The 24,261-nt window shown below is 47.6% G+C and carries 21 protein-coding genes; 12 read left to right on the forward strand and 9 right to left on the reverse strand.

From position 1 onward, the window contains the following. Positions 1-101 precede the first annotated feature (101 nt). On the forward strand, positions 102-575 hold the full coding sequence (locus tag DN599_RS06445; RefSeq protein ID WP_110456850.1) for a hypothetical protein: 474 nt from the start codon (positions 102-104) through the stop codon (positions 573-575). Positions 576-630: 55 nt separating this feature from the next. On the opposite strand, the gene DN599_RS06450 is transcribed toward DN599_RS06445, so the two are convergent. Continuing rightward, positions 631-1,173 carry a helix-turn-helix transcriptional regulator gene (locus DN599_RS06450; protein WP_110456890.1) on the reverse strand — a complete coding sequence of 181 codons (543 nt, stop codon included), beginning with the start codon at positions 1,171-1,173 and terminating at the stop codon, positions 631-633. 305 nt (positions 1,174-1,478) lie between these two features. Here DN599_RS06450 and DN599_RS06455 point away from each other — a divergent pair, with 305 nt between their 5' ends. From DN599_RS06455 to DN599_RS06470, 4 genes are read left to right on the forward strand one after another with little or no spacing between them, the layout of a single operon-like run. Further along, positions 1,479-2,714 (forward strand): metal transporter, encoded by a 1,236-nt coding sequence (locus DN599_RS06455; RefSeq protein ID WP_110456851.1) that lies wholly within the window; start codon positions 1,479-1,481, stop codon positions 2,712-2,714. Further along, positions 2,711-3,742 (forward strand): efflux RND transporter periplasmic adaptor subunit, encoded by a 1,032-nt coding sequence (locus tag DN599_RS06460; protein ID WP_110456852.1) that lies wholly within the window; start codon positions 2,711-2,713, stop codon positions 3,740-3,742. The genes DN599_RS06455 and DN599_RS06460 overlap by 4 nt, the downstream gene beginning before the upstream one ends. Position 3,743: 1 nt before the next feature. Further along, a complete protein-coding gene (locus tag DN599_RS06465; RefSeq protein ID WP_110456853.1) occupies positions 3,744-6,797 on the forward strand; it encodes an efflux RND transporter permease subunit in 3,054 nt (1,017 codons plus the stop codon). Then, entirely contained in the window at positions 6,794-7,099 is a 306-nt protein-coding gene (locus DN599_RS06470; protein WP_110456854.1) for a DUF3240 family protein, read from the forward strand. The genes DN599_RS06465 and DN599_RS06470 overlap by 4 nt, the downstream gene beginning before the upstream one ends. 99 nt (positions 7,100-7,198) lie before the next feature. Here DN599_RS06470 and DN599_RS06475 read toward each other — a convergent pair whose 3' ends face one another. Continuing rightward, entirely contained in the window at positions 7,199-8,146 is a 948-nt protein-coding gene (locus DN599_RS06475) for a PDC sensor domain-containing protein (RefSeq protein WP_110456891.1), read from the reverse strand. Between the two features lie 424 nt (positions 8,147-8,570). Between DN599_RS06475 and mtnC the strand changes: the two genes are divergently transcribed. Continuing rightward, entirely contained in the window at positions 8,571-9,254 is a 684-nt protein-coding gene (gene mtnC, locus DN599_RS06480; protein ID WP_110456855.1) for an acireductone synthase, read from the forward strand. A 148-nt stretch (positions 9,255-9,402) separates the two neighbouring features. Beyond that, a complete protein-coding gene (locus DN599_RS06485) occupies positions 9,403-9,834 on the forward strand; it encodes an acyl-CoA thioesterase (RefSeq protein WP_110456856.1) in 432 nt (143 codons plus the stop codon). Positions 9,835-10,165: 331 nt separating this feature from the next. Here the strand turns inward: DN599_RS06485 and DN599_RS06490 are convergent, their stop codons facing one another. Next, positions 10,166-11,224, reverse strand: coding sequence for a Solitary outer membrane autotransporter beta-barrel domain (locus DN599_RS06490; protein WP_239473245.1), 1,059 nt, complete (start codon positions 11,222-11,224; stop codon positions 10,166-10,168). 358 nt (positions 11,225-11,582) lie between these two features. Here DN599_RS06490 and DN599_RS06495 point away from each other — a divergent pair, with 358 nt between their 5' ends. Then, entirely contained in the window at positions 11,583-11,831 is a 249-nt protein-coding gene (locus DN599_RS06495; RefSeq protein ID WP_110456857.1) for a GNAT family N-acetyltransferase, read from the forward strand. A 74-nt stretch (positions 11,832-11,905) separates the two neighbouring features. On the opposite strand, the gene DN599_RS06500 is transcribed toward DN599_RS06495, so the two are convergent. The 3 genes from DN599_RS06500 to DN599_RS06510 form a co-directional block, all read right to left on the reverse strand. Continuing rightward, positions 11,906-12,310, reverse strand: a complete 405-nt coding sequence (locus tag DN599_RS06500; RefSeq protein ID WP_110456858.1) for an acyl-CoA thioesterase — start codon at positions 12,308-12,310, stop codon at positions 11,906-11,908. Positions 12,311-12,460: 150 nt separating this feature from the next. Next, a complete protein-coding gene (locus DN599_RS06505) occupies positions 12,461-14,410 on the reverse strand; it encodes an acyltransferase family protein (RefSeq protein ID WP_110456859.1) in 1,950 nt (649 codons plus the stop codon). A gap of 198 nt (positions 14,411-14,608) precedes the next feature. Then, positions 14,609-16,402, reverse strand: a complete 1,794-nt coding sequence (locus DN599_RS06510) for an AMP-dependent synthetase/ligase (protein WP_110456860.1) — start codon at positions 16,400-16,402, stop codon at positions 14,609-14,611. 374 nt (positions 16,403-16,776) lie between these two features. Between DN599_RS06510 and DN599_RS06515 the strand changes: the two genes are divergently transcribed. Genes DN599_RS06515 through DN599_RS06525 form a run of 3 tightly spaced genes read left to right on the forward strand, consistent with a single transcriptional unit; the run spans position 16,777 to position 20,199 of the window. Then, positions 16,777-18,339 carry an alpha/beta hydrolase gene (locus DN599_RS06515; protein WP_420820854.1) on the forward strand — a complete coding sequence of 521 codons (1,563 nt, stop codon included), beginning with the start codon at positions 16,777-16,779 and terminating at the stop codon, positions 18,337-18,339. Further along, complete coding sequence (locus DN599_RS06520; RefSeq protein WP_110456862.1) at positions 18,332-19,066, forward strand: ABC transporter ATP-binding protein; 735 nt, start codon at positions 18,332-18,334, stop codon at positions 19,064-19,066. Before DN599_RS06515 ends, DN599_RS06520 begins: the two co-directional genes overlap by 8 nt. Beyond that, on the forward strand, positions 19,066-20,199 hold the full coding sequence (locus DN599_RS06525; RefSeq protein WP_162599167.1) for an ABC transporter permease: 1,134 nt from the start codon (positions 19,066-19,068) through the stop codon (positions 20,197-20,199). The genes DN599_RS06520 and DN599_RS06525 overlap by 1 nt, the downstream gene beginning before the upstream one ends. Before the next feature lie 148 nt (positions 20,200-20,347). On the opposite strand, the gene mog is transcribed toward DN599_RS06525, so the two are convergent. Continuing rightward, positions 20,348-20,881 (reverse strand): molybdopterin adenylyltransferase, encoded by a 534-nt coding sequence (gene mog / locus DN599_RS06530; RefSeq protein WP_110456864.1) that lies wholly within the window; start codon positions 20,879-20,881, stop codon positions 20,348-20,350. 285 nt (positions 20,882-21,166) lie between these two features. After that, entirely contained in the window at positions 21,167-22,063 is an 897-nt protein-coding gene (locus tag DN599_RS06535; protein WP_110456865.1) for a GGDEF domain-containing response regulator, read from the reverse strand. Between the two features lie 322 nt (positions 22,064-22,385). Between DN599_RS06535 and DN599_RS06540 the strand changes: the two genes are divergently transcribed. Then, positions 22,386-23,099 (forward strand): RluA family pseudouridine synthase, encoded by a 714-nt coding sequence (locus DN599_RS06540; protein WP_110456866.1) that lies wholly within the window; start codon positions 22,386-22,388, stop codon positions 23,097-23,099. Positions 23,100-23,235: 136 nt separating this feature from the next. On the opposite strand, the gene DN599_RS06545 is transcribed toward DN599_RS06540, so the two are convergent. Next, positions 23,236-24,210 (reverse strand): hypothetical protein, encoded by a 975-nt coding sequence (locus DN599_RS06545; RefSeq protein WP_162599165.1) that lies wholly within the window; start codon positions 24,208-24,210, stop codon positions 23,236-23,238. Between the last annotated feature and the right edge of the window lie 51 nt (positions 24,211-24,261).

The following is a 24,261-nucleotide window of genomic DNA, read 5'->3' on the forward strand; positions in this document are numbered from 1 at the left end:
TGCAGCGTAAAAGACGAGGTTCTAGAGTGCGTAGACTCTCTTGGCTAAATAAAACTAAGTAGAGGACATCGTCCCCTACTCACCTTAAATTAGAGACGACTATGCGTATCATATTTATATTAATCCTTATGTTCATGTCTATTAATGTTAGTGCCAACTCATCCCAATTAATCGCTCTGGGTCAACAAAACAAATCCTTAATGTTAGAAACCGTGGCCGCTAAACAAAAACATAAATTTCCGGCACTCTATGTATACGATTCTCAGCAACAAGTCTTTCTCAGCAAACCGGATGCTGAAGCCTACCTGCTCACATTAAACAATCAGCCGCTTTGGCCTAAGCTAACGGCACAATGGACGAAGAACACCAGCCAATTTACAGCTTCCAACCAACTGCTGGCCAAGGCGCTACCTATGTTAAAACTAGATAGAGCCTATCTAATCCTGTACGACAACCTCCCAGCCTCTATGTTAAAGCAATTGGAGCCTATGGATCCGGAGCTTTCGCAGAAGGACAACCTACTTAAAACGGTCTTGGGTCAGCTAGATAGTGCTAGGAGCTATACGACCTACTAGGCAAAACGTCTAGGTATGGTCTGCAATATGTAAGTGTCAACTTGGGGACGCGCCGCTAGGCCGCTTCATTGGCTGGGGCTTTGGTCGCAACATCTTGGTTATGCTCTTGGATAAAATCTTCCATAAACCAGGCACAGAAGGTGTGGCGACCATCGACATCGGCCTTGCTGTAAATAGAGGAAGCCTGCTGGCGTACGGTTTTCTCTTTGGTTTGCCTCACCTCGGCAATCTCTTTAAAACTTAAGCCTTTTAACAAGAGAAAGGCAACCTGTTGCTCGCTCTTAGTGAACCCCCAGGTCGCAAACTGACTGGAGACTGCCTGGCTATATTCTTGCCGAGCGGAGCGCATCTGGCTGGTCATGTTATCTATCTGCTTATCGGCTTTGGCTAGCCGCTGGGCTAAGGTTTTCACCTGCCGCGAACGGCGCATCAAGTCATGACTTAAGTAAACGGTCGCGATGACAGTAAGCAACACTAAAATCCCCTCTTGAGCTATATGCCAAGCAGGGATATCAAGCTGAAAGTCGGCGACAATATCAAGCAATTTAAACAGCATGATTAGCACCAACAACACAATAATGACGACATCCTTTTTCATGGGAACTTCTACTCCATCAGCAAGATCAATGACACCTAATAAGTTGATTTGATATCGCATCTATTTAGGCTCTATTTCGCTACGAGCTGTACAACTTTCAACCTACCAGCAGCATAATGAGGCCTATGATGATAACCAAGCGCCTTATCGACGCAATTTGGGCACCACAAGGAAAAACAAATAAAATCATAAAATTAACTTATGGGACATATGTACCATAAGCGTTTTTATGATACATCTCCCCCAAGACATCAGTGTACCAAGCCTTAGACTAACAGCACACTTTAAAAGCAAAGAAATCGCGTATGTCTGTTGTAAAGTCTTGTATCAAGATATGTCTGTTAAGCGTGTTAAGTTGCACGAGTATTCTCGGCCATACGGCCACAGGCAATACCCCACCTGAGCGCCCATTGTCTCCTCTGCTCCAGTTAAGCCAAACCAGATTACAAGCGTCACAGCTCAATAGCACAACGCTTAATGATGAGCGCGCACTTGAATTAAGCGCATCTTCTTGGCTAAGCGGCCTACCTAGCATCAGCTTGAGCCATTTGGGCAGCCTAGATAATGGTAACAGTTACGAGCAAGAAGTGTCGCTCAACTTACCCCTTAAATCACCGGGCCAACACGGAAGTGATAAACGCTTAACGCAGCTGAGCCAAGCGATTCAGAGCCAGCAATCAGCCTTACAAAGTTTGTACCTATCGGGATTACTCAGGCAAAGCCTGTGGGCGCATCGCATTGCCTCTGTAAAGCTTAAGCAGTTAGCGCGAAAAACAAACTTACTGCAAAAGTTACACGCCCAGCAAAAACGGCTTACCGATGTGGGCGAGTTACCGCTGGCGAATCTGCTACTGCTTGAGCGCGAGCTGGTTGATATTGAGCTTGAGCAAATTGATATTCAGCAGCAACAAGATGAAGCCCATGCCCTCTATCGCCAACTGACAGGACAAGATGAGGTTCCCACCCAGATAGCCGAAAGCCAGCGCCCGCTAGCCAATGGCAATTCAGATTTAGCCCAGCATCCTCTATGGCAACTGCAAACGTTACAACAGCAGCAACTGCTGTTGATCATCAAAAGCCAGCAAGCGGGTGAACAAGACCCTTGGACTGTGTCGCTTACGGCAAAAAACACGTCTGACGATCAAGTCGATGACCAGCAATTGGGGTTAGGTATTACAGTGCCACTGGGCTTTAGTTCGGCGCTGTCACAAGGTGAGCTATCACAATGGCAGCAAGCACACACAGAGCAAAATCTGGCTCGCGATCGCACCTACCTAGAGTTAACGACCCAAATCGACAAGCTCACCCAGCAGCAAGGTAATTTACAACAGCAACACGCCCTTTTAAGCCGTGGCTTGTCATTAAGCCGCACCATTACCGAAGAGCTCGCCAAAGTAAAAGACCAAGATCAGGTGAGCTACGAGATCTGGCTGCGCCGTTATGTGGACGCTCTCGATACTGAGTCACGCTTAACGCTCAACCAAGTGATGCAACAACAACTTCATTCTCAGCAACTGCAAGCCTTAGGAATTTCATTATGATCGCCAAGTATGGCGCAAGCCTGTTATGTTTATCTGCCTGCCTATCCACCAGCTTGGTACAAGCCGAATCGTTAGCCCTAGCGGCTTTAGGCAACTTAGAACTGAGCTATACCCAACCGCAAAAGGTCGCGAGCTATGAAGGTAGCCCACTACCGGCACAAGTTGACCGTTTACCGGGTAACGATTACTGGGTGAGCACCCCTGAAAATATCCAGCAGGTCACTTTCTTGGTCGGTCAGGGACAGATTGTCACCAAAGGACAAGAGATTGTCAGGTTAACAGGGCCAGAAGTGTTTCATTATCTTGCACAATTTGAGGCCACCAGCAGTCTGTATCAGTTGGCTAAGCAGCGCTATGACCGTAATAAGCCGCTATTAAAAAATGGCAGTATCAGCGCCGAAAAGTGGCGTGAGATCAGCCAAGATTACTTTAGCAGCCACCTCGAGTTTGAGCATATGCAACACTTTATGGAGATGGTGCACAGTAAAGATGCCACTACCGAGTCGTTAGTGATCAGCGCCCCCGTGGCCGGTATCGTTAAACTAAACACGCTCAACAGTCCCTATATGGCTGACTCACAGCTGTTTTCACTGGTGCCAGCAGACAGCATTCGTGTACAAGTTAATGTACCGATGAGCCAGTCGACGTCACTCTCGGCCATCAATATTAACCAGGGCCATATCGCCATCGATTCGATGTCAGCCATCGCCGACGGTGCATTTGTGGGCGCATGGTCAATGCCGGTACCAAAAGAGTGTAACCTGCTGTTAGGCCAACAAATCACTGTGATACCCGAGTATCAAAAAGCGGTATATTTACTGCCGAAAAACAGCGTATTTAGCTGGCAGCAAGAGACCCAAGTGTTTACTCAAACCGCAGAGACACTCACGGCCATCAATATCGATATATTAGGCTCAACCCCACAGCAATACATAGTCGCCAGCGACCAAGACTTGAGCCAAATCCAAGTGTTATCTCAGTCGGTTGCCGCAGTAAAAGGCATAATGCTCGGCCTAGGAGGCGAATAATATGCTGACCTCTGTGATCCGTTTTTCGCTGACTCAGCGCCTGTTTGTGCTGATTGTGGCGCTGATCTTAATGTTAGCCGGTGCTCGCGCCTGGTTTGCCATTCCGCTCGATGCTTTTCCCGATATCTCGCCGACCCAGGTCAAAATTATCCTCAAAGCGCCAGGCATGACGCCTGAGGAGATAGAAGCGCAGATCACCGTGCCCATTGAAACCGAGTTATTGGGTATTCCTAATCAGGCGATCTTACGTTCGACCACCAAATATGCCATCAGCGATATCACCCTAGATTTCACCGAAGGTACCGATATCTACTGGGCACGCCAACAGGTGAGCGAGCGCCTTGCCGCGGTATGGGACAGCTTTCCCGAAGGCGTCTCTGGCGGCGTAGCGCCTATGAGCACCCCGCTGAGCGAGATTTTTATGTTCTCGCTAGAAAACCCGAATCTGTCGCTGATGGAACGCCGACAACTGCTTGAGTGGGAAGTGCGTCCGCTACTGCGCACTGTGGCAGGCGTGGCCGATGTGAATATTCTGGGCGGATATGCCAAAAGCTTTAGCGTCAACCCCAATCCTGCGGCGATGGCAGCAGCAGGAGTCAGCTTTGCCGCCCTGCAGCAGGCGATTATCGATAACAACCATAATGAGGGTGCGGGTAAGCTTACCATAGGCACAGACACCATTATTGTGCGTGCCGAAGGGCGTATCGACGATATCGACGAACTGGCACAACTGGTGATTAAGGCCGACGATGCCAAGGTTTATCGCCTACAGGATTTAGCCGATATTCAGATAGGTCACCTTGCCCGCTATGGCGCAGTGACCAAAGATGGTGAAGAAACGGCAGAAGCGCTGATCATCGCGCTAAAAGACACTAACACCGCCGACGTGGTCAACAATATCAAAGCTAAGCTGGAGCAGATCAGTGCCAGTTTGCCCGAAGGGAGCGAGATCAACACCTTCTATGATCGCGCCAACCTGATCAACACCGCTATCGATACCATTTCTAACGCACTGTTCGAGGCGGTCATTTTAGTGATTGTGTTGCTGGCGCTATTTTTAGGTAATGTGCGCGCCGCGCTTGTCGTGTCGCTATCTTTGCCACTTGCGGCTTTAATGACCTTCTTGATGATGGACTTTTTCAACCTATCAGCCAACCTAATGAGCTTAGGCGGCTTAGTGATCGCCATCGGTATGTTAGTCGACTCCTCTGTGGTGGTGGTCGAAAACATGGTCAACCTTATCGCCACCAAACAGCGTTTACCTCGGCTGCACCTCATCTTTCGTGCCACCAAAGATGTGGCGATCCCAGTGGTGTCAGGAACGGTTATCGTGATGATCGTCTTCTCGCCGCTGCTCACTCTTACGGGGCTTGAAGGTAAACTCTTCACTCCAGTGGCTGTCACCATAGTGTTTGCCATGCTCTCGGCGCTGGTCTTGTCGCTCACAGTGATCCCGGTTATCGCCTCTTACTTAGTTAACGAAAAAGCGGCGCAGGAGCCCAAGGCGATCGAAAAGCTCAAAGCGGCTTATCTTGCCAGCCTTAAGAGCACGATTGTCTACCAAAAGCCCTTTATGATTGTCGCTTTTAGCTTACTCATCATCAGCCTAGGTCTGTTTAGTCTGGTGGGTAAAACCTTTATGCCGACCCTAGATGAGGGTGACATCATCTTACAGTTAGAAAAATCACCGTCGATTTCGCTCGAGGCCTCTATCAATATCGATAAACAGATAGAGCACACCCTGCTAGCCAAGGTACCCGAGATCAAGCAGATGGTGGCCCGTACTGGTGCCGATGAGATAGGTTTGGACCCTATGGGGCTTAACGAGACCGATGTGTTTTTAGAGCTAGCGCCGCGCAGCGAGTGGCGCTTTGACACCAAAGAGCAACTTATTGATGCTATTCGCAGCGAACTACTCAATTACCCAGGGGTAAACTTTAACTTTACCCAGCCCATTCAGATGCGGGTATCTGAAATGCTGACCGGCAGCATTGGCGATGTGGCAATTAAGGTCTTTGGCAGTGATATCGACACACTTGGCCAGCTAACCGGTCAAATTGAGCAGTTAGTCAGCGCCACCAACGGCAGCATAGATGTCAAAATGTCGATGATTGAGGGCAGCCCCTTTATCAACCTGACCTTAGACAACGAATTGGCCCGAGGCTTCGGCATGAGCACCATGGAGTTTGCGCGCTACCTTAAGAGCCAGCTCGAGGGCGTTATCGTGACCGAAGTGCTGCAAGGTAAAAAACGCACTCCAGTGTTGATGGCCAATAATCAAAGCAGTTTAAGCAGCATTAATGAGTTGCAAAATCAGCTATTGGTGATGCCAGATCATTCGCTTAGACGCCTGACCGATGTGGCGACACTAAGTTACAAAGAGGGGCCCATTTTAATTGAACGCGAGCAAGGCGATCGCTTTTCGGTGATCACCACCAATGTACAAGGTCGCGATATTGTCAGCTTTGTCGAAGAGCTGGACGCTAAAATCGCCGAACAGGTTAAACTTCCCAGCGGCTACAGCGTCAGCTTTGGTGGTGAGTTTGAAAACCAGCAACGTGCCACCAACAACTTATTACTGGTGATCCCCATTGCAATCGCCTTGATCACCTTAATTTTATTTACCACCTTTGGCTCATTGGCAAAATCGGGCTTGATCCTCGCTAACGTGCCGTTTGCCATGATGGGCGGTATTGTCAGCCTGTATCTGTCGGGGGAATACCTGTCGGTACCCGCCTCGGTTGGCTTTATCGCGCTGCTGGGGGTGGCGGTGCTCAACGGGGTCGTGATGGTCAGTTATTATGAGCAAACTAAACACCAATTTAGCAGTCTGTTAGTGCGAGTAGAGCAAGGCGCAGCACGGCGCTTACGCCCGATCTTGATGACGGCAACGACTGCTATGTTTGGCTTAATGCCATTAGTGTTTGCCTCTGGGCCCGGCGCTGAAATTCAAAAACCCTTAGCCATAGTGGTGATTGGTGGCTTGCTCACCTCGACGATCACCACCTTATACCTATTACCAATCCTCTATTACTGGCTGGAGAAACGTCAATGAGCCCGAAGCAGATGTTAGTGCTGATCGCCCAAAACGAGATAAAAGACGATATCGTTGATACCTTGATTGAACTCGATTTTTTATCCGGTTTTAGTTTGGGCAATATCTGCGGTTTTAGTCGCGAACACAGCCACTTTAATATTAAGGAGCAGGTGGAAGGTTATCGGGAGTTTTGTAAGTTTGAAATTATGCATCCCAACGAGCAACAAGAGGCACTATTGGCGGCTATTACCTTGGTATGCAAACACAATCCATGCCGCTACTGGATAATGCCCATAACGCAAACGGGCACCCTGTGCTAAACCAAGCTCGCCGCCCACGTCAGCTTAACAAAGCCTGCGTGGGCGGCAAGTCCCCAACTCACTAAACACTATGTGTTGCCAGCTTAACGTTAACAACGCTTAAGGCTTAGCGCTACCTTGCTTGAGCAATAGCTCGGCCTTAGCCCCTAGGTACACATAAATCCCCAGCCCCACCAGCAAACCAACCACAGCAAACATCATCCAGATAGCGGGTTGAACATATTTCATCTCACCCAACGATGCCTTAAACATGGTCAGCAAGGCCTCGATAGAAATAGCAATTAAAATGGTGGAGATAAAACGGGTGATGGTGCGCCGCGTCGAGCTATGACGGAAGATATCTTTGTGCATCAACACCTCCTCTTCCAATATGGTTTTGCCCAAATCAAATACCGCCAGCGCCAAGGTGATAAAGATAATAATGCCAAAGGGTTTAATTGAGCCACTGGGCACTCGCCCGTCAGCTAACAGCGAGGCAATGTCCACCGCAGCCATACTGATCAGCACCATCACCATAATAAACAGTCCCAGCACCAGCGCGCAGTAGACACTTTTAAATAAAGGGGTCGCCTTACGACGAGCGCTATCGCCCATCATAAATTCGATCAATTGAGTCAGATTCACATCGACCACGATATAACCTTGCTCGCCGTTATCCCCAATTCGGTAGGAGGCCGACAAACATAATTTACCACTGGCATTCGACAAGTAAGGATGGGTGATATTCAGCGTCTGGAGTGGTTGCGCCTTTGAAAAATAGGGCCGATGACTGCGGTTTAAGTTACGCCCCACGGGAATAGCCTGCACGACTCGATTAACAATGGCGACGTTATCACTGATCTGTACTCCATCGGCATCTAAGATATACAGCAACTCGATGAAGGGGTAGCTGTTGGCCATTTCGGCCATAGCCCGCACCCGCATCCCTGGGTCCGACAGCATCACAGGATCGCTAATCCCCACTAAAATCGACTCCAGCAGCTCTTTCACCAGCTGTTCATGTTCATGGTATCGCTCTATTACACTCAAATAGCTCATGGCTGCCATAGCTTGCTCCAATAATGCCCATAAGCAAGGCCTTGCAACTATGACGCCAATGACAAAGCAGCGGCCATAATCTCCGATTGGGTCGACGCTAGCCAAAGTGCGGCCTCTCATCAACCCCCTACTAATAACGGCTATACCACTCATCGAAACGCACCGACTGAGCCCGTTCGCACCAAAGTGGGGCATCATTAATAGATACAGCCTCGCTGACCACTAAGAGAAAAATGAGCAATTGACGCCGAGCACAGCTCAAAGGTTTTGTCGCTGCGAACTAAGTGGGTCAATGACTTACACTGCAAGCTGATTTTACCTCTTGGACTCGCAGCGCTGGCCAAATAAGCTAGCCAAATTGGGGAAATCAGCTTAGGATCGGGGTAGCTATTGAGGCGACTAATTTTAATGCAATGTGGAGTAAGCCAACATTATGGGTATTAGAGCCATAGTTGTAGATACCGCGGGTACAACAACCGATCTTAACTTTATTAAAGACATCCTTTTCTCTTATTCTGCGAAGGCGCTTCCCGATTTTATTAAAGAAAATCAAAACAATGTGTTAGTTGATAACTGCATTAGCGATGTAAAAGATATCGCCCTAGAACCAGAAGCATCTCTGGATCGTGTCGTCGAAATTTTACAGCAATGGATAGATGAAGACCGTAAAGCAACGCCGCTCAAAACCCTGCAAGGCTTAATCTGGAAACAGGGTTATGATAAAGGCGAGTTTAAGGGCCATATATTTCCTGACTTTATCGATGCCATTAAGCAATTTAAAGCCGAAAACCTGCGCGTTTACAGCTTCTCCTCTGCCTCGGTAGATGCACAAAAATTGCTTTTTAGTCATAGTGATGGCGGCGATTTGACCGAATATTTCAATGGCCATTTCGACACTCGTACAGGCCATAAGCTCTTTAAGCAGGCCTATAGCAATATCATCAACACCATCAGCTTAAAACCCAAGCAAGTGCTGTTTATCTCTGATTTATTAGAGGAGTTAAAAGCCGCCGAACAAGCGGGGCTGCGCACGGTACAGATGGTACGCGACACCACCCAGCGCACTGGTGAATACCCACAAATCACCAGCTTTTCCGAGCTAAAACTGCAAGACTAAACAGTGATTTTACCCAGCAAAAGGCATCGTTAACGATGCCTTTTTTGATCCATTCACCCCCCCTTGTTGCTGACGAAACATACTGTTATGCTCAATTAAACATGCGTTTTAATTTGAGTCCCAATAACAGCAACAGGAAGTAAGCCAAGTGGAACAATTTACCAAGCGGTACCCCATTCGCAGCCAAATCAATGTCGCCTGGGGAGAGATGGATGCACTGCAACACGTTAATAATGTGGTTTATTTCCGCTATTTCGAAATCGCTCGAATCAACTTTTTTAATCGCTTTTTCCCGCTCGATGAGATGTATAAATCGGGTGTTGGACCTGTGATCAGCGACAATAGCGCACGCTATAAGCGGCCGGTGACCTTTCCCGACACCTTGCATGTTGGTGTGAGCATTAGCGATATACAAAGCGATAGGTTTACCATGCATTACCATATTTACAGCGAGCAACAACAAGCGATTACGACTACGGGATCTTCAGTCGCTGTGATGTTTAATTTTCATAGTCAAACTAAAGCCGAGCTAACCCCTGAGTTACTTGCTGTATTGCATGAACACCAACAAGACGCATAACATAACCACAGGCGCCTCGGTCGCAGCGTTAGCTTCATTTTCACAAACTAAAGTCGAGCTCAAGTTAAGCGAGCCCCCTGAGTTACTTGCTGTGTTGCGTGAGCACCAACAAGACGCATAACATAACCACAGGCGCCTCGGTCACGATGTTGAATTAGGTGCCCCGGGATTAAATGAGCCGTTGATGCTCATCCAATTTGGTCAGTGTGAGGCCAACAATATGAGTTAGCACAAGGTGACAGGAACGATAATGAGTCAGGCTAATAACATTGGCCACAATACAGGCCCATTGTTAGCCATCAAGCATGACCCGATAATCGATATGCAAGCTTTATAACGGCTCGTTAAACAGCAATACCAAACCACCACCACTTAAGCCACTGTTAATATTGAGTGTAATGCCTAGGCCAATATTCTCTATCCAAGCGGCCAATGAAGGAGTTTCGATTATCCAGCCAGCCCCCAACTCATAGTAATAACGCGTCCCCATCGGGTCGACCACATCACCACTTAAATCGACTCGCTTAACCTGTAAAATTAACTCATTACGTCGAGACCATACGCTGGGTAGCCCGTAATGAAATATCAGTGTATTGCTAAAGCGACTCACCTCGGGTGACACAGACTGCGCACCATTATCAGTCAACACAGTGCGGCCATAGGCATAACGAAACGCGCTGATAAATTCCCATTTGTGGCCAAACAGCTCACTGGTATAGGTAAATTCAACATTGGGATCGACCATCACCGCACCATAACGAGTATTCACTATGATGCCATCTAGCAGCGCCCGCTGCGAAGCCAAGATAGGGTCGCGATATTCTAAGTTATTTTCTAGCCACAACAACTGCCCACCAGCGCCAAAAACCACCTGCCAACGAGGCGAGAGATGATAGCGCCAGCGATACTCAGCCGCTAACAGATAAATAGTATCTTCTATTGGGCTGATCAACGACGGATCATCAATACCTATGATATTGTCATTGGAATGAACATAGGAGAACTGCACAGCACTCGATACCAGCCAGTCGCGATCGAGCTCACGGGGCTGACTTTCCCAGGGCAAAGAATAGTTGCGTAACTGACTGCGCCGACGCAAAGAATCGGCATCACCGACATTAATATCGCCAATCGCCCCTACATCGATAAATGCATTAGGATCAAAGTCGACAATACCTAAGGTGATCAAATTCGCATCCGTGAGTACAATCGCACTCGTCACATCGCCACTCACCTTCGCCTCGACAACCCTGCGCACAGCCTCCTCAACCTCCGATGCCGAGAGACTCCATCCGATCAAAATCAAACCGAGCGTCGTTAAGCAACGCAACATAATGCCCCCAATTAACCATCGATGAATCAATTGCACCTCGTCAACATCCAACGCCATATGACTTTCCATTGATGAGATGTTGCACTCAGGCGCCTGCTTAATGAACCAGCACCATGGTAAGAGATAGCATAACCTTAGATAAAGTAGCCGCAGCGCAGTGATGACATCTCACACTTATCCTTGATACGACTAACGAGACGAACTCACGCACAGAAACTATGCATTTCCTTTTAATACAACAACTTAGAATCTATAGCGGCGATTAGAGATACCTTGGCTATCCCAAGTTCAGATTACATAGCCCGATCGATAAATACAACCAAGGCTCCCATGACACAGATTGATAAGCACAACACAGGCATCACAGCACTAAACGTGCTAACGTCAGCAGAGCCAAGATATCAAGGGAATACACATGAGCCAGTCAACCATTTTACATCAGGCCGACAAACAGAGATTTGTGATTTTAATCGATGACCAGCAAGCACTGCTTGAATACCAGATTGAGGACGAGCATATTGATTTTAATCGTACTTACGTACCCGACGCGTTGAGAGGGCGAGGACTAGCCGAACGTTTAGTGCGCCATGGGCTAAAATGGGCCAAGGCACAACAGCTCACCATCAGTGCCAGTTGCTGGTATGTACAAAAATTCTTGCGCTAACCTACTGATGATACATTGCCGTCGTGACCACATCCCCCAGCACACTCGTTGATCGCAACGGCGATTAAAATCGCTTAATCTCCGCTGCGCTGCGCTAAGGCCTGCTTGACCATGTCGGGGATCGGCACGCTCTGATTAGCACCATAATCATAATGCACCAAGGTGGTTTGAGCTTCAGCGGTCATTTTCCCCGCCTGCCAGCACTGCTGTGTCACCTCAAAACTACTGTTACCAATACGGCTCACCCATGTTTTTACCTCAACAGGCTGACCGAAGAAGGTAGGCAAGGTATACGCTATGGTGAAGCCCGCCACAATCAAGTTCCACTCTTCAAGATTCAAGCTAGGATTAAACAAGCTAAAAATAGGCTCACGCCCCACCTCAAACCAAATGGGGATCACAGTATTGTTGATATGCCCCAAACCATCGGTTTCATTGAAACGTGGGTTGAGGGTTGCGCTAAAAAATGTCTCAGCCACAAAAATATCCTTATTATGTCATCATAGATAGCGCATACCTTACCAGCCAATGGCCACAATGTGAAAAGCGCATGACATCAAATAGATATAATGCGCTTAATCTCATTCTAGCCCATGTGTATTCCAACTAGGGGCGATGAATTGACCTTATTATTGAAATAAGGGTTTAAACATCGGGGTCAGCAACTTATTACCGTATTCACTTATATGATTAGAATCATAATAAAGCGAATGCCCATCCTTAGTCCCCATACATTGCCCATTGGAGCAAAGATAAGGCAATGGATTAAGCACCTTAGCACCGCAAGCGACCGCCGCTTGGTCCTGCGCTTGCCAAATAGGGGCGTGGCGCCGCATATAGGCTTGCTCGGTAATAAAAATATCTCGCTCTGACTTAGCAAACATTAAATGTCGAGCGCGAACCTTGGGCACATCAACATCCATCTCAGGGAAGGGACGCACTAGGTAAACGGGCCGATATTGGCTTAATTGACACACAGTCTCTGTCTGCTTTATCACAAAATCTTGATAAACATCGTCACGAGTTTGCTCCGTGTTTTCGCCAAAGTAGATCACTGGTGTGTTATGAAAAGCATGCGGTTCGTTATAGCCAAAAACGCTACCCGTTAACCGAGAGATTAAAATAACGGGTATCTCACTTGGCGTCGATAAAGTATCAAGCACGTGTTGATTAAACTGCTCACACTGAGAAGCATGAACGCGGCTCTTAGCACCGATTACGGTGGAGCAACCATTATAGGTCATCTCCACCACGCTACCTTTATCGGCCGCGGCTAACGCCACACTCGATATCACCGCATTAGCATGGCTATCACCCACAACCACAGCTTGTACCTCTCCATTACCATGTATACAGCTTGGATCTGTAACATTTCGTTCAGAACTTAAAAGGCACTCCTCCAATCTCGGGTGACGGTCAAACGACTCTTGGCTAGCTTGCTCTACGACCTGAGGTAATCGCCCCTCAATATCCATATGCCGCGTGGCCACCGCCGATAACTCAACGAATAACAGCATGCCAAATAATACCCATGCCGCCTTTTTAAGGCTAAATTGGCCCAGCCAATTGCTGCAACGCATCTCGATAAACCGATACGATAACTCACCCAATATCAACGTAAGCAAGATGCCGGCAACGATCCAGATAGGATTGCTTTGCTCACCCGCATAGGCAAGAAACACAACGATAGGCCAGTGCCATAAATAGAGTGAATAAGAGATCAATCCCACACGGGCAAGCAGTGGATTTGCCGTTAGAGGAGAAACTTGACGGTTAGCTGCGAGCACCAATATAGCACCAAGCACAGGCACTAAAGCATACCCACCCGGCCAGGGCGTTGCGCCATTAAAACCAAAAATAGCCGTTAATATTAACCCAAACCCGCACAACTCGATGACTTTACTGGCCGTCTGACTCAGCCTCTGATGCCTCATCACCCACCAAACAAGCCCACCCGATACCATCTCCCATGCCCTAAAGGGCAACAGATAGAATGCCGCACTAGGGTTAGTCTCAACGGCATACACAGATAACACGAAGGAAACGAAAGCAATGGCCAGCAGAGAGAATAATACAGCCTGTTTACCACGCCAACGCCAGGCCAACATCAATACCAGCGGCAATAACAGATAAAACTGCCACTCAACCGACAATGACCAGCTGTGTAGCAACCATTTTTCATAGGAAGCCGCATCGAAATAACCAGCTTCACTATAAAACTTATGATTAGAGATAAATAATGCAGCACCAACAATATGGGTACCCAATTTTTGATAATCGAGTGTGGGTAACCAGAACCAACCAAAAACCAATAACACTAAACATAATGCGGCTAACGTAGGGAAGATTCGTTTAGCTCTCGCAAACATAAAACGGCCAAACGAGAAGCTATTACTTTCTAAACCGGTCACAATAATCTGTGTCATTAGGAGTCCCGAAATCACAAAAAAGATATCGACTCCCGCAAATCCACCAGCAAAACCTGGCACACCGAAATGAAATAGAATGACTGCAACAACAGCCCAAGCTCTCAGCCCGTTAATGTCATAACGAAACTTTTTAGGCAATACACCCGACATAGATAAATACTTCCAACAACGCGCCCCATGTGAGGCAAGAAAGCCGGCGATTATATACCTAAACCCTGATAAGCAGCAGCGACAGATGTTTAACACATGACGATAAGCAAAAAAAATCACCAACTTTTTTGAGTTGGTGATTGGTCTCTCGCAATCAAGACACAATAAAGTGTTGATCGCGCCTATTGTGAGCAGTGATTATTTACCGTACATGGCATTAATTTCGGTGGAGTATTTATGATAAATCATCTTACGGCGTAGTTTCATGGTGGGGGTGATAAGCCCTGCTTCCATAGAAAATGCCTCGGGTAACAGAGTAAACTTTTTGATCTGCTCAAACCCTGCCAACTCAACCTGCAAATGCTTTAAGCGTTGTTCAAAATGCTCAATCACATGACTATGACGCAACAGCTCAATAGGCGACTCATAATGCAGCCCTTTGTCTTTGGCCCAAGCTTCGAGCGAGGCAAATGCCGGCACAATTAAGGCGGTCACATAGTTTTTAGCATCGGCAATAATGGCCACCTGTTCGATATAAGGACAACAACCCACCTTGCCTTCGACACGTTGCGGCGCAATATATTTACCATTTGAGGTTTTCATCAACTCTTTAATGCGATCGGTAATAAACAGATTACCTTGCTCGTCGATATAACCTGCATCTCCGGTTTTTAACCAACCATCTTCAAAACTGGCTTCAGTCTCTTGCGGGCGATTGTAATAGCCACGCATCACAGTATCGCCGCGAACTAAGATCTCATCATCTTTACCTAACTTGATCTCCACTTCAGGCAGCACCTTACCGTTAGAGCCCGCCAAGCGATTAGCTAAGGTATTACAGGTAACGGTTGCCGTGGTTTCTGTCATGCCATAGCCACATAAAACAGGAATATCAATAGCATGGAAAAAGCTCGTCACCGTTTTGTCGAGCGCCGCGCCCCCACAAGGCATAAACTTTAAGCGCCCACCCAGTACTTGCTGCAACTTGCTAAACACTAATTTTTGCGCCAGTTTATGCTGTAAACCTAACCACATCGAGCCTTTAGCGCGCCCTTGGCTGACTTCAAACTGACGCTCACCGACTGACATCGCCCACGCAAACAGTTTTTGCCTTGCCGCTGGAGCTTTCGCCACTTTGTCTTGTACTGCGCTATAGACTTTTTCGAGGAAACGCGGCACCACACACAGGGTATGGGGCTTCACATCGGCAATGGCCTCTTTGACCATCATGGGGTTTTGCAGGTAAACGTTGTGACCGCCACGGCACAACACGTAGAAGCTCCAGCCGCGTTCAAATACATGACTCAATGGTAAAAATGCCAGTGACACATCCCCAGGAGTAAAAGGTAAGATGGCGTCATGTTGGCGGATAACCGAGGCGATATTGCGATAATCGAGCATCACCCCTTTAGGGTCACCCGTGGTGCCAGAGGTATAGATAAGGGTTAACAGATCATCAAGAGAGGTCTGGCTCAGTCGCTGCAACAACTCGGCTTCAATCGCGGGATCCACCATAGGATTGAGCAAGCTGTCGAAATGATAGTGTGCTTGGTCAATCAGGGTCACATCTGAATCAAATACCACAATCTGAGTCAGCGTGGCGCAGCGCTTGGTGAGCTCGCAAGCCATCAGGTATTGCGCCGCATCGCCCACAAAAATCAGCTTTGCCTGCGCATCATCTATGATGTAAGCCGCCTGATCTATGGTGCTAGTGGGATATATAGGCACCACAACCGTTTTGGCTTTTAAGGCCCCGACATCGGCGCAGGTCCATTGTGGAGAGTTTTGTGACAAGATAACGACTCTATCTTGTAACGCTAAATCGAAACGGATCAGCGCCTTAGCGATAGCATCACTGATATTATCAAATGCAGACCAGCTGATCTGATGCCAAGGTGCTGCACTACCATAGCCCTCAAGCGCAATGGCATCGCCCCGTTTAAGGCTCTGTTCCTGGATCAGGCGTATTGGATGATATTGCTCGAGCGACATAAGTTTTATAACCTTTTTAGCGTACAGGTGTACCTCTTTTAGCGCATTTTACTTTAACCTTGCCTAAAAAATAAGAGCTTTTGCTCCAACACTGTTAATTGGCGCACAAAACCGCGTGGCATGACGTAGGAATCAGCGACTAAAGTTATTATATTTATCTTTGGTTACAGTAAATTAAAGAGAAAACCTCAACTCATCAGACCACCTATTAATAAAATCCTTTGTGTCGACTTCATGCAGAGTGCTAGTCGCGACAACTTATCCATCTGTTGACATAATATCGTTCTCGCATTAGCCTCTTAACAGTTTATTAACCCATTGATAAAAAACTGAATTAACATTGTCGCAATATGCGCATTCAAGGGATGAATATCATGCCACAAGCCAACATTATGCACACGGCAAGCGATAAGGAACGTCAGACTCAGTTAGCGCTCTGGCTGCTACTGCCGCTGGCTGCCATGCTATTTTCTCTTGCCGGCCACGCCGAGACAGATACCGCACCCACCAACGACACTTGTTATGTCGACGGTCTGCCAGATAGGCTGCGCTGCGGCTTTGTCACAGTGCCTGAAAATTACGCTCACCCCGAAGGTCGGCAGCTCAACATTCATTACGCGGTACTGCCAGCCATAAAACCGAGCTTTACTAAAGAAGCCTTGCTCGCCATTGCCGGCGGCCCAGGGCAATCGGCAATAGAAAACGCGCCGACGTTCGATCACATGTTAAGTAAAGTCCGCCAGCAGCGCGATATTCTGCTGATAGACCAAAGAGGTACAGGTCAGTCCAACCTATTACAATGCGAGGGCGAAGGCTTTGAAGGAGCGTTATCACTCAACGAGGATGATTTAGATATTGCGAGCGAAACTCAAAAGTGCCTCGACGGACTCGATGCCGATGTCAGCCAATATGGCAGCGAAATCGCGTTAAAAGATTTCGAAGCAGTTCGAGCCCACTTAGATTACGACAAACTCCATGTCTATGGCATTTCATACGGTACGCGTATGGCGCAACTGTACATGCGTCATTACCCGCAAGTCTTGGCCACAGTCACATTAGACGGCGTAGTGCCGATGCAGCAAAGTGTACTGCATATTGGTGATGCGATAGACAGAGCCATCGGCTTACTGCTCGATGACTGCAGCAGTAATGCCTTATGCCATGGGCAGTTTGCCGACCTTGAACAAGACTTGCAGCAGGTGAATACGCGCCTCGCCCAAGCCCCAGTGAGTAGCCAAGTTCGCGACCCGTTAACCAACGAGCCGCTCACGCTTGTGATGACCCGCGCTAAGTTTATGGGGGCGCTGCGTATGGCCATGTACACCCCTAATATCAGAGCGCTACTGCCCCACGCGATTCATCAAGCCGCGCAAGATAACTTCCAAGCCATTATGGGCTTATATGCTCTGACGATAGACAGCACAGGCATTGCGACTGGCATGCACTCATCAGTGGTGTGTGGTGAAGATTGGCAGCGCTTTAGCCAAGTCGAGCGCCAGCAAGCCGAGCAAAGCTACTTCACCCGCGAAATGGTCAATGCCTTCGATCTTTACTGCCCGATTTGGAATGTACCCGCGGTTGACGCCGAGTTTTCGGCCCCGATTACCAGCAACATCCCGACCTTGGTGTTATCGGGACAGTTAGATCCCGCGACGCCTCCGAGTTGGGGCGAGATGGCGATGGCGCAACTGAGCAACGCCAAACATTTTATCGCCCCCTATGCCACTCACGGGGTGGCCTATCAATCCTGTGGCAACGATCTCATCGCCCAACTGGTCAGCAACAACAGCCTTGATGGTTTATCTGATGATTGCCTAAGCAAAGATGTTAGGCGTAATTTTTACCTCAACGCGAACACTGTCGAAGCGCTCCCCGCAGCCAAACAAGCCCTTTCATCGACATCCCATACCGAGGCACAAGGAGTGAATCATGATTAAAGTCGCTAATCTATCTAAGCGTATTGGTGATGTACAGGCGCTTAATGACCTGAGTTTTGAGGCGCTCGATGGCCAGATAACCGGACTGCTCGGCCCCAATGGTGCGGGTAAAACCACCTGTTTACGCACAGTATTTGGTTTACTCAAACCCGATAACGGCACCGCCGAAATTGACGGTATCGATGTGGCTAAGTTTCCGGTTGAAGCCAAGCAGCAACTGGGGTTATTTCCCGATCCCTTTGGCTTGTATGAACGCCTAACCCCCAGAGAATACGTGAGCTATTTTGCCGAGCTCAACGGGTTACCGCGTGCACAGGCTAAAGCAGCGGCGGCCAGCGTGCTCAACAAGTTACATATGGATGATATTGCCGACCGTAAATGCAAAGGCTTTTCTCAGGGACAACGAATGAAAACCGCCTTAGCGCAGGCCATAGTGCACGAACCCACCAACATCATTCTCGATGAGCCTACCCGAGGCCTAGATGTGATGAGCACGCGAGTGCTGCGCGATCTGCTGAAAGACCTGAAAGCGGCCGGCCACTGCGTATTGTTTTCTAGCCACGTGATGCAAGAGGTCGCGGCCCTGTGCGACAGGGTGATAGTGATGGCGCAAGGCAAGGTAGTTGCCATTGGCAGTCCAGAACAGCTGTGCCAACAAACAGGCAAAGCGTCATTAGAAGATGCCTTTATCGAACTAATCGGCACCGACGAGGGGATTGCAGCATGATCAATACCATTATTGCCATGGTTCGAAAAGAGCTGATCGACGCCGCCCGCGATAAACGCTCGGTCATGGCCGGCCTCTATTATGCCATCGGCGCACCGCTGATGATGTGCGGCATGTTTATGCTGCTGATAGGCCAAATCACTAGCCCCGAAGCGCTTAATATTACGATCACCCATGGCGAACGCGCCCCCGATCTGGTTAAGTTTCTTGCCAGTAACGATATTAGCCAAGGCGATAAAGCCGAGCGCAAAGAGATAGAGCTGGTAATTAACCAAGATTACGCCAGCAACATGGCCAAAAGCCGCGCGGCCGAATTAACCCTTATTGCCGATAATTCCAACGAAAAATTGCAATCATCTATTCGGCGCATCGAAAAAAGCCTGCAACAATACAGCGCCGAAATGGGGAGTCTACGCCTGATTGCCCGCGGGATTGACCCTAAAGTGGTGCAGCCAATTAAGGTCACGATAGAAGATCAAGCCACCAGCGATTCAAAAGGTGGCATGATCTTAGGCATTGCGATATTTATGATGGTATATGCAGTATTTATTTCGGGCATGAACCTAGCCATCGACACCAGTGCCGGAGAGCGCGAACGCAACTCACTGGCGTTGCTGCTGAGTCATCCGGTGTCGACCCGTGACATAGTGTTAGCCAAAGTCACCGCGGTCACCATTTTTGCCATGCTGGGATTAATATTGACCTTAATCATCTCTAAAATTGCTTACGGCTTTGTGCCTTGGCAAGAGCTGGGCTTTAGCGTCAATATCACCCCTGACTTTATTGGGTTAATGCTAGTTATCGGCTTACCTATCGCGCTTATGGCCGCCTCATTACAATTGTTTGTGTCATTTATGGCAAAGTCATTTAAAGAGGCTCAGTCTTATCTAACGATAGTGCTCATCGTGCCGATGATGCTGTCGATGGCGGCCAGTTACAACATAGCGCCAGACACCTTGCAGTGGCTACCCGTGTCGGGACAGATGCAGGCGCTTATCGCCTTTATTAAAGGCAAAGAGATACCGCAAATGCAGCTGCTACTGTCGAGTGCTACGACCTTAGCCATCACCCTGGCTCTCATGTTTGGCATGGAGCGCTCACTCAAGAGTGAAAAAATCGTCTTTGGCTTATAACACCCAAAGGCGCTGAATGCATAAGCTGTAAAGCGCTGGTCAAAGGTGCTTTACTGTTTAACACCGCGTTTAACCTGAGTATTTGCCATTAAAAAGAGCGCCTAATATGCGCTCTTTTTACCTCTGTGGGAGGGACGACCGATATGGCTTATTTGGCTTTGGGTCTAAATGGCTTAATCACAGTTTCATCACACTCTAAGAAAGGCCCGTCCATCAAATCGATACAATAAGGGATAGCGGGGAATACCGCATCGAGACATTCACGAATCGATTTTGGCTTGCCGGGTAAATTAACTATCAATGAATCACCGCGCAGGCCGGCGGTTTGACGCGATAAAATCGCGGTGGGCACAAATTTTAATGATTCGGCGCGCATCAACTCACCAAAGCCTGGCATCATGCGATCACACACAGCTTCGGTGGCTTCTGGCGTCACATCGCGCTTTGCTGGGCCAGTACCGCCAGTGGTGACGATAAGGCTACAATTTTGCTCATCGGCCATCTTAATTAGGGTCGCTTCAATCACATCCTGCTCGTCGGGGATCACCTCATAAACCGGTTCCCACTCAGAGGTCAGGTATTGGTTTAGCACCTCAATAATGGCCTTACCAGAAATATCTTCATACACGCCCGCACTCGCTCGGTCACTTACGGTCACTATGCCAATTTTTGCTATTGCCATTACACTTTCCTCTTTTAGCGCAGTCTATTGAGAGAATGCTAACCACTCTCGTTTGCCAGCTAAAATAACATATTTTAGGTAGCCCTTGGCATCTATTGCATCAAATTGAGACAGCGGATGTAAGCCTCTGCCCCGCTACACCTGACATAAGCTTGCTCTGCGCATGCTAAAGGGCAACAACACAATTAAGGGTGTGATACGGTTGGAGTAAATGGAACAACTTAGCCAGACAATAGGCCTGTGAAATAAAAAAGAACCACCAGCGTAGGGCAATACCTATGCATCTTACCCGACGGTAATGTATTGCCCGTTATCATAATAAACGAGGCAGTTACGCCCATCAGCCTTGGCTTTATACACGGCTTCTTCGGCTAATACCAATAGGTGAGAAAAGTCGGTCATTTGCGCATTGGCGACCAATAAACCAAAGCTCCCCGTCACAGTAATTCCCATAGGTTTTAACTGCTGTAGACGTTGGCGAACACCTTCTGCTTTCTCACGAGCCTCAGTCATGCCTGATTCCATCAAAATAATAAACTCTTCCCCCCCTATCCGTGCCACCATGTCCTCCTTGCGAAAGCTGTCTTGTAGACACTTAGACACAGCCTGCAAGATTTTGTCGCCAACATGGTGACCATTAAAGTCATTAATTTTTTTGAAATCATCCAAATCTAACATCACCACTGACAGCTCAGTTTGATGGCGAGCCATACTCGATAAATGTTGAGCGGCCCATTCGGCCAAAAAGTGACGATTGTAGAGTCCGGTCAATTGATCGTGCAGCGCCATAAATTGTAATTTACTGCGGTGAGATTTTAATTGCAGATGAGTCGCAACCCGAGCACGTACAATCGCGGGGCGGATGGGTTTAGTAATGTAGTCGACAGCGCCCAATGCAAGGCCTTTTTGCTCGTCGTCATTGGCATCTTTAGCGGTAACGAGAATAACCGGAATGTGCGCCGTCTCGGTATCCATCTTCAACTGCTGACACACCTCATAACCATTCATATCGGGCATGTCTGTCGCTAACAAGATCAGGTCCGGCTGTTGCTTAGCCAAAGCTAAACACTCTTTGCCACTTGCCGCGGCCCACACTTGATGCTGTCCTTTTAAACATTGCCTCATGATGAGCACATTCGTTTTTACATCATCTACCACTAGCACAACAGAAAGCGCTTCCATACTTTCACCTAGCCTTCACCAGTAGACTATTCAAATGGATAGCCTCAATTTAACAGTGTAGCAGATGCACTATCATTCAAAGTTAGAGATAAAAAAGTGCAAATAAAACAACAACCAGCCCCCATATTACCCGATGGCAATCACCTTAAAATCAATTTAAATGGTACCTGAGACAATTTGGAGTGAGAAACCGTGTAAACTAGCGCCCTTGTCCACCGCTGCCAGCAAGGTAGCCGCGTACAATACAAGATGATTATCGTGATGCAACGCAGGCTCGAGCATAATAAGCAGGCGATATCTATATCAATCACAGGAACGCCCCATGCCCAATATCGGCTCGCAGACTGATACCCGCGTTGACGATTTTATCGCCCCTAAGTGCGATGATGTGGTCACGATTTTATATCAAGACGATGATATCTTATTGATCAATAAGCCCAGTGGTTTACTGAGTTTGTCAGGCAAGCACCCTCTTAACCAAGATTCAGTACACTACCGCTTAGTCCATGGTCAAGCAGGAGTCAGCCCGGCATTTCCTGAGGCCAAATTGCCACATAGATTAGACTTTGGCACGTCAGGCATCATGGTTGTGGGGCTGCATGCAGAGTCGACCCGACACCTCAATAAACAGTTTCAAGCGCACACCATTCACAAGCGCTACATGGCACTACTAGAAGGTTGGGTTACAGATGATAATGGCCAGATCACCGCGCCAATAGCAAAAGATAGGGACTACTTTCCACGAGTCAAAATTTGCTCCACCACAGGCAAGGCGGCCATCAGTGAATACATTGTCTTACAGCGCCTTGAGCAGCCCTGTCGCACCTTAGTGCAATTTACCCCAGTTACCGGCCGTACGCACCAACTGCGAATACACAGCTTGACCATGGGCCACCCCATTCTTGGGTGCGATCTGTATAACAGCAACCAAAGTGAACAACTGGCAGAGCGCTTACAATTACACGCCAGTGACCTGTATTTTGAGCATCCAACTCGTGGCGAACCCTGCCATGGTCAATGCCCTTGCCCCTTTTAAACCGCTAAATGTTCCAATACCGCTAGGCCTTAGTCGCAGGCCTAGCTACAAGCTGATATCGCCCAAAATACCATTTGTGCAGCCCCAATAAAGCTTGCCCGTAAAAGAAAAAATTGACAATAAAGTTTGCCCATAGCTATCTGCGGTACCTCAAGAAGTCGTCACATATATTGCTAGATTGACCAATGCTCCTAGGGGAGTCTAACCAAATTTTTGCTATTAGCTGTATCGGGCAATGATGCTGCACCATCAAGCACTTAGAACAATTATGCCTGTTACTTTTCCATAAGGTCTCTTTAAGACTAAGTGGTTGACTAATCCCAAACCTGTGCTCTTTTACTTCCAGCCTCTCAGACAAAAACTCTCCAAACTGTTTCGGAAACCTCTCTGGATAACTAGCTGAAAAGTAATAATGAATTTTGTCATCAGAAATAGGTTTTCGCATCAGGTTCTGATAATAGAACTCCCAGTGGCTATCATCTAGATAACCATCATCCCTTATAAAAGACGCCCAACGATAGAAGTCAAAAATTAAGCACGGCATTATATGATAATCACTTTCCTCCGCAGGTTCACTTAGCAAACCCACAGCTTGCTCAAAAGGCTCCAATGAATCAAGGTGGCCGGACATCACCAAGTCTAGTGAGTGCATAATTTCCTTATATCGTGATGCCTTGAATTGCATCAAGTGCACATCATGAATAGTACACCGTTCTCCATATAGCCACTCAAACTTAAAGTAAGCAAAACCAAGATCTTGAATGGAATTTTGGACACACTTACTGCAAAAGCGAATAGGGATGCTTCCTCGGGTTCCTTTGTCTAAATCATGCTTTGTAAAAACGTGATAGACTGAGTTGATATAGTCCAGTGGATTATCAAAAATACCAGCTCTTTTTACAGCCACATTTGACTTTCTTAGCCAAAACAATAAGTTAAAATCATCAAAATCTAATAAATTAATCCCTACACATTTTGATAAGTGAGGAATAGTGTGCCACTGGCCATTAGTTCCGATAACTGAATGTAGATTTAAACAGCCTGAAACTCTAAGGTTACGTAACACCCAACTGTGAACTGACTCATCTTCTAAATATTTCAGCGCTACCATTTTGAAATCACAAAAGTATTAGTTTTCATAAGAATCATTTACCAAGAGACT

It is taken from the genome of Shewanella algidipiscicola (assembly GCF_900380485.1).
Lineage (GTDB): Bacteria > Pseudomonadota > Gammaproteobacteria > Enterobacterales > Shewanellaceae > Shewanella > Shewanella algidipiscicola.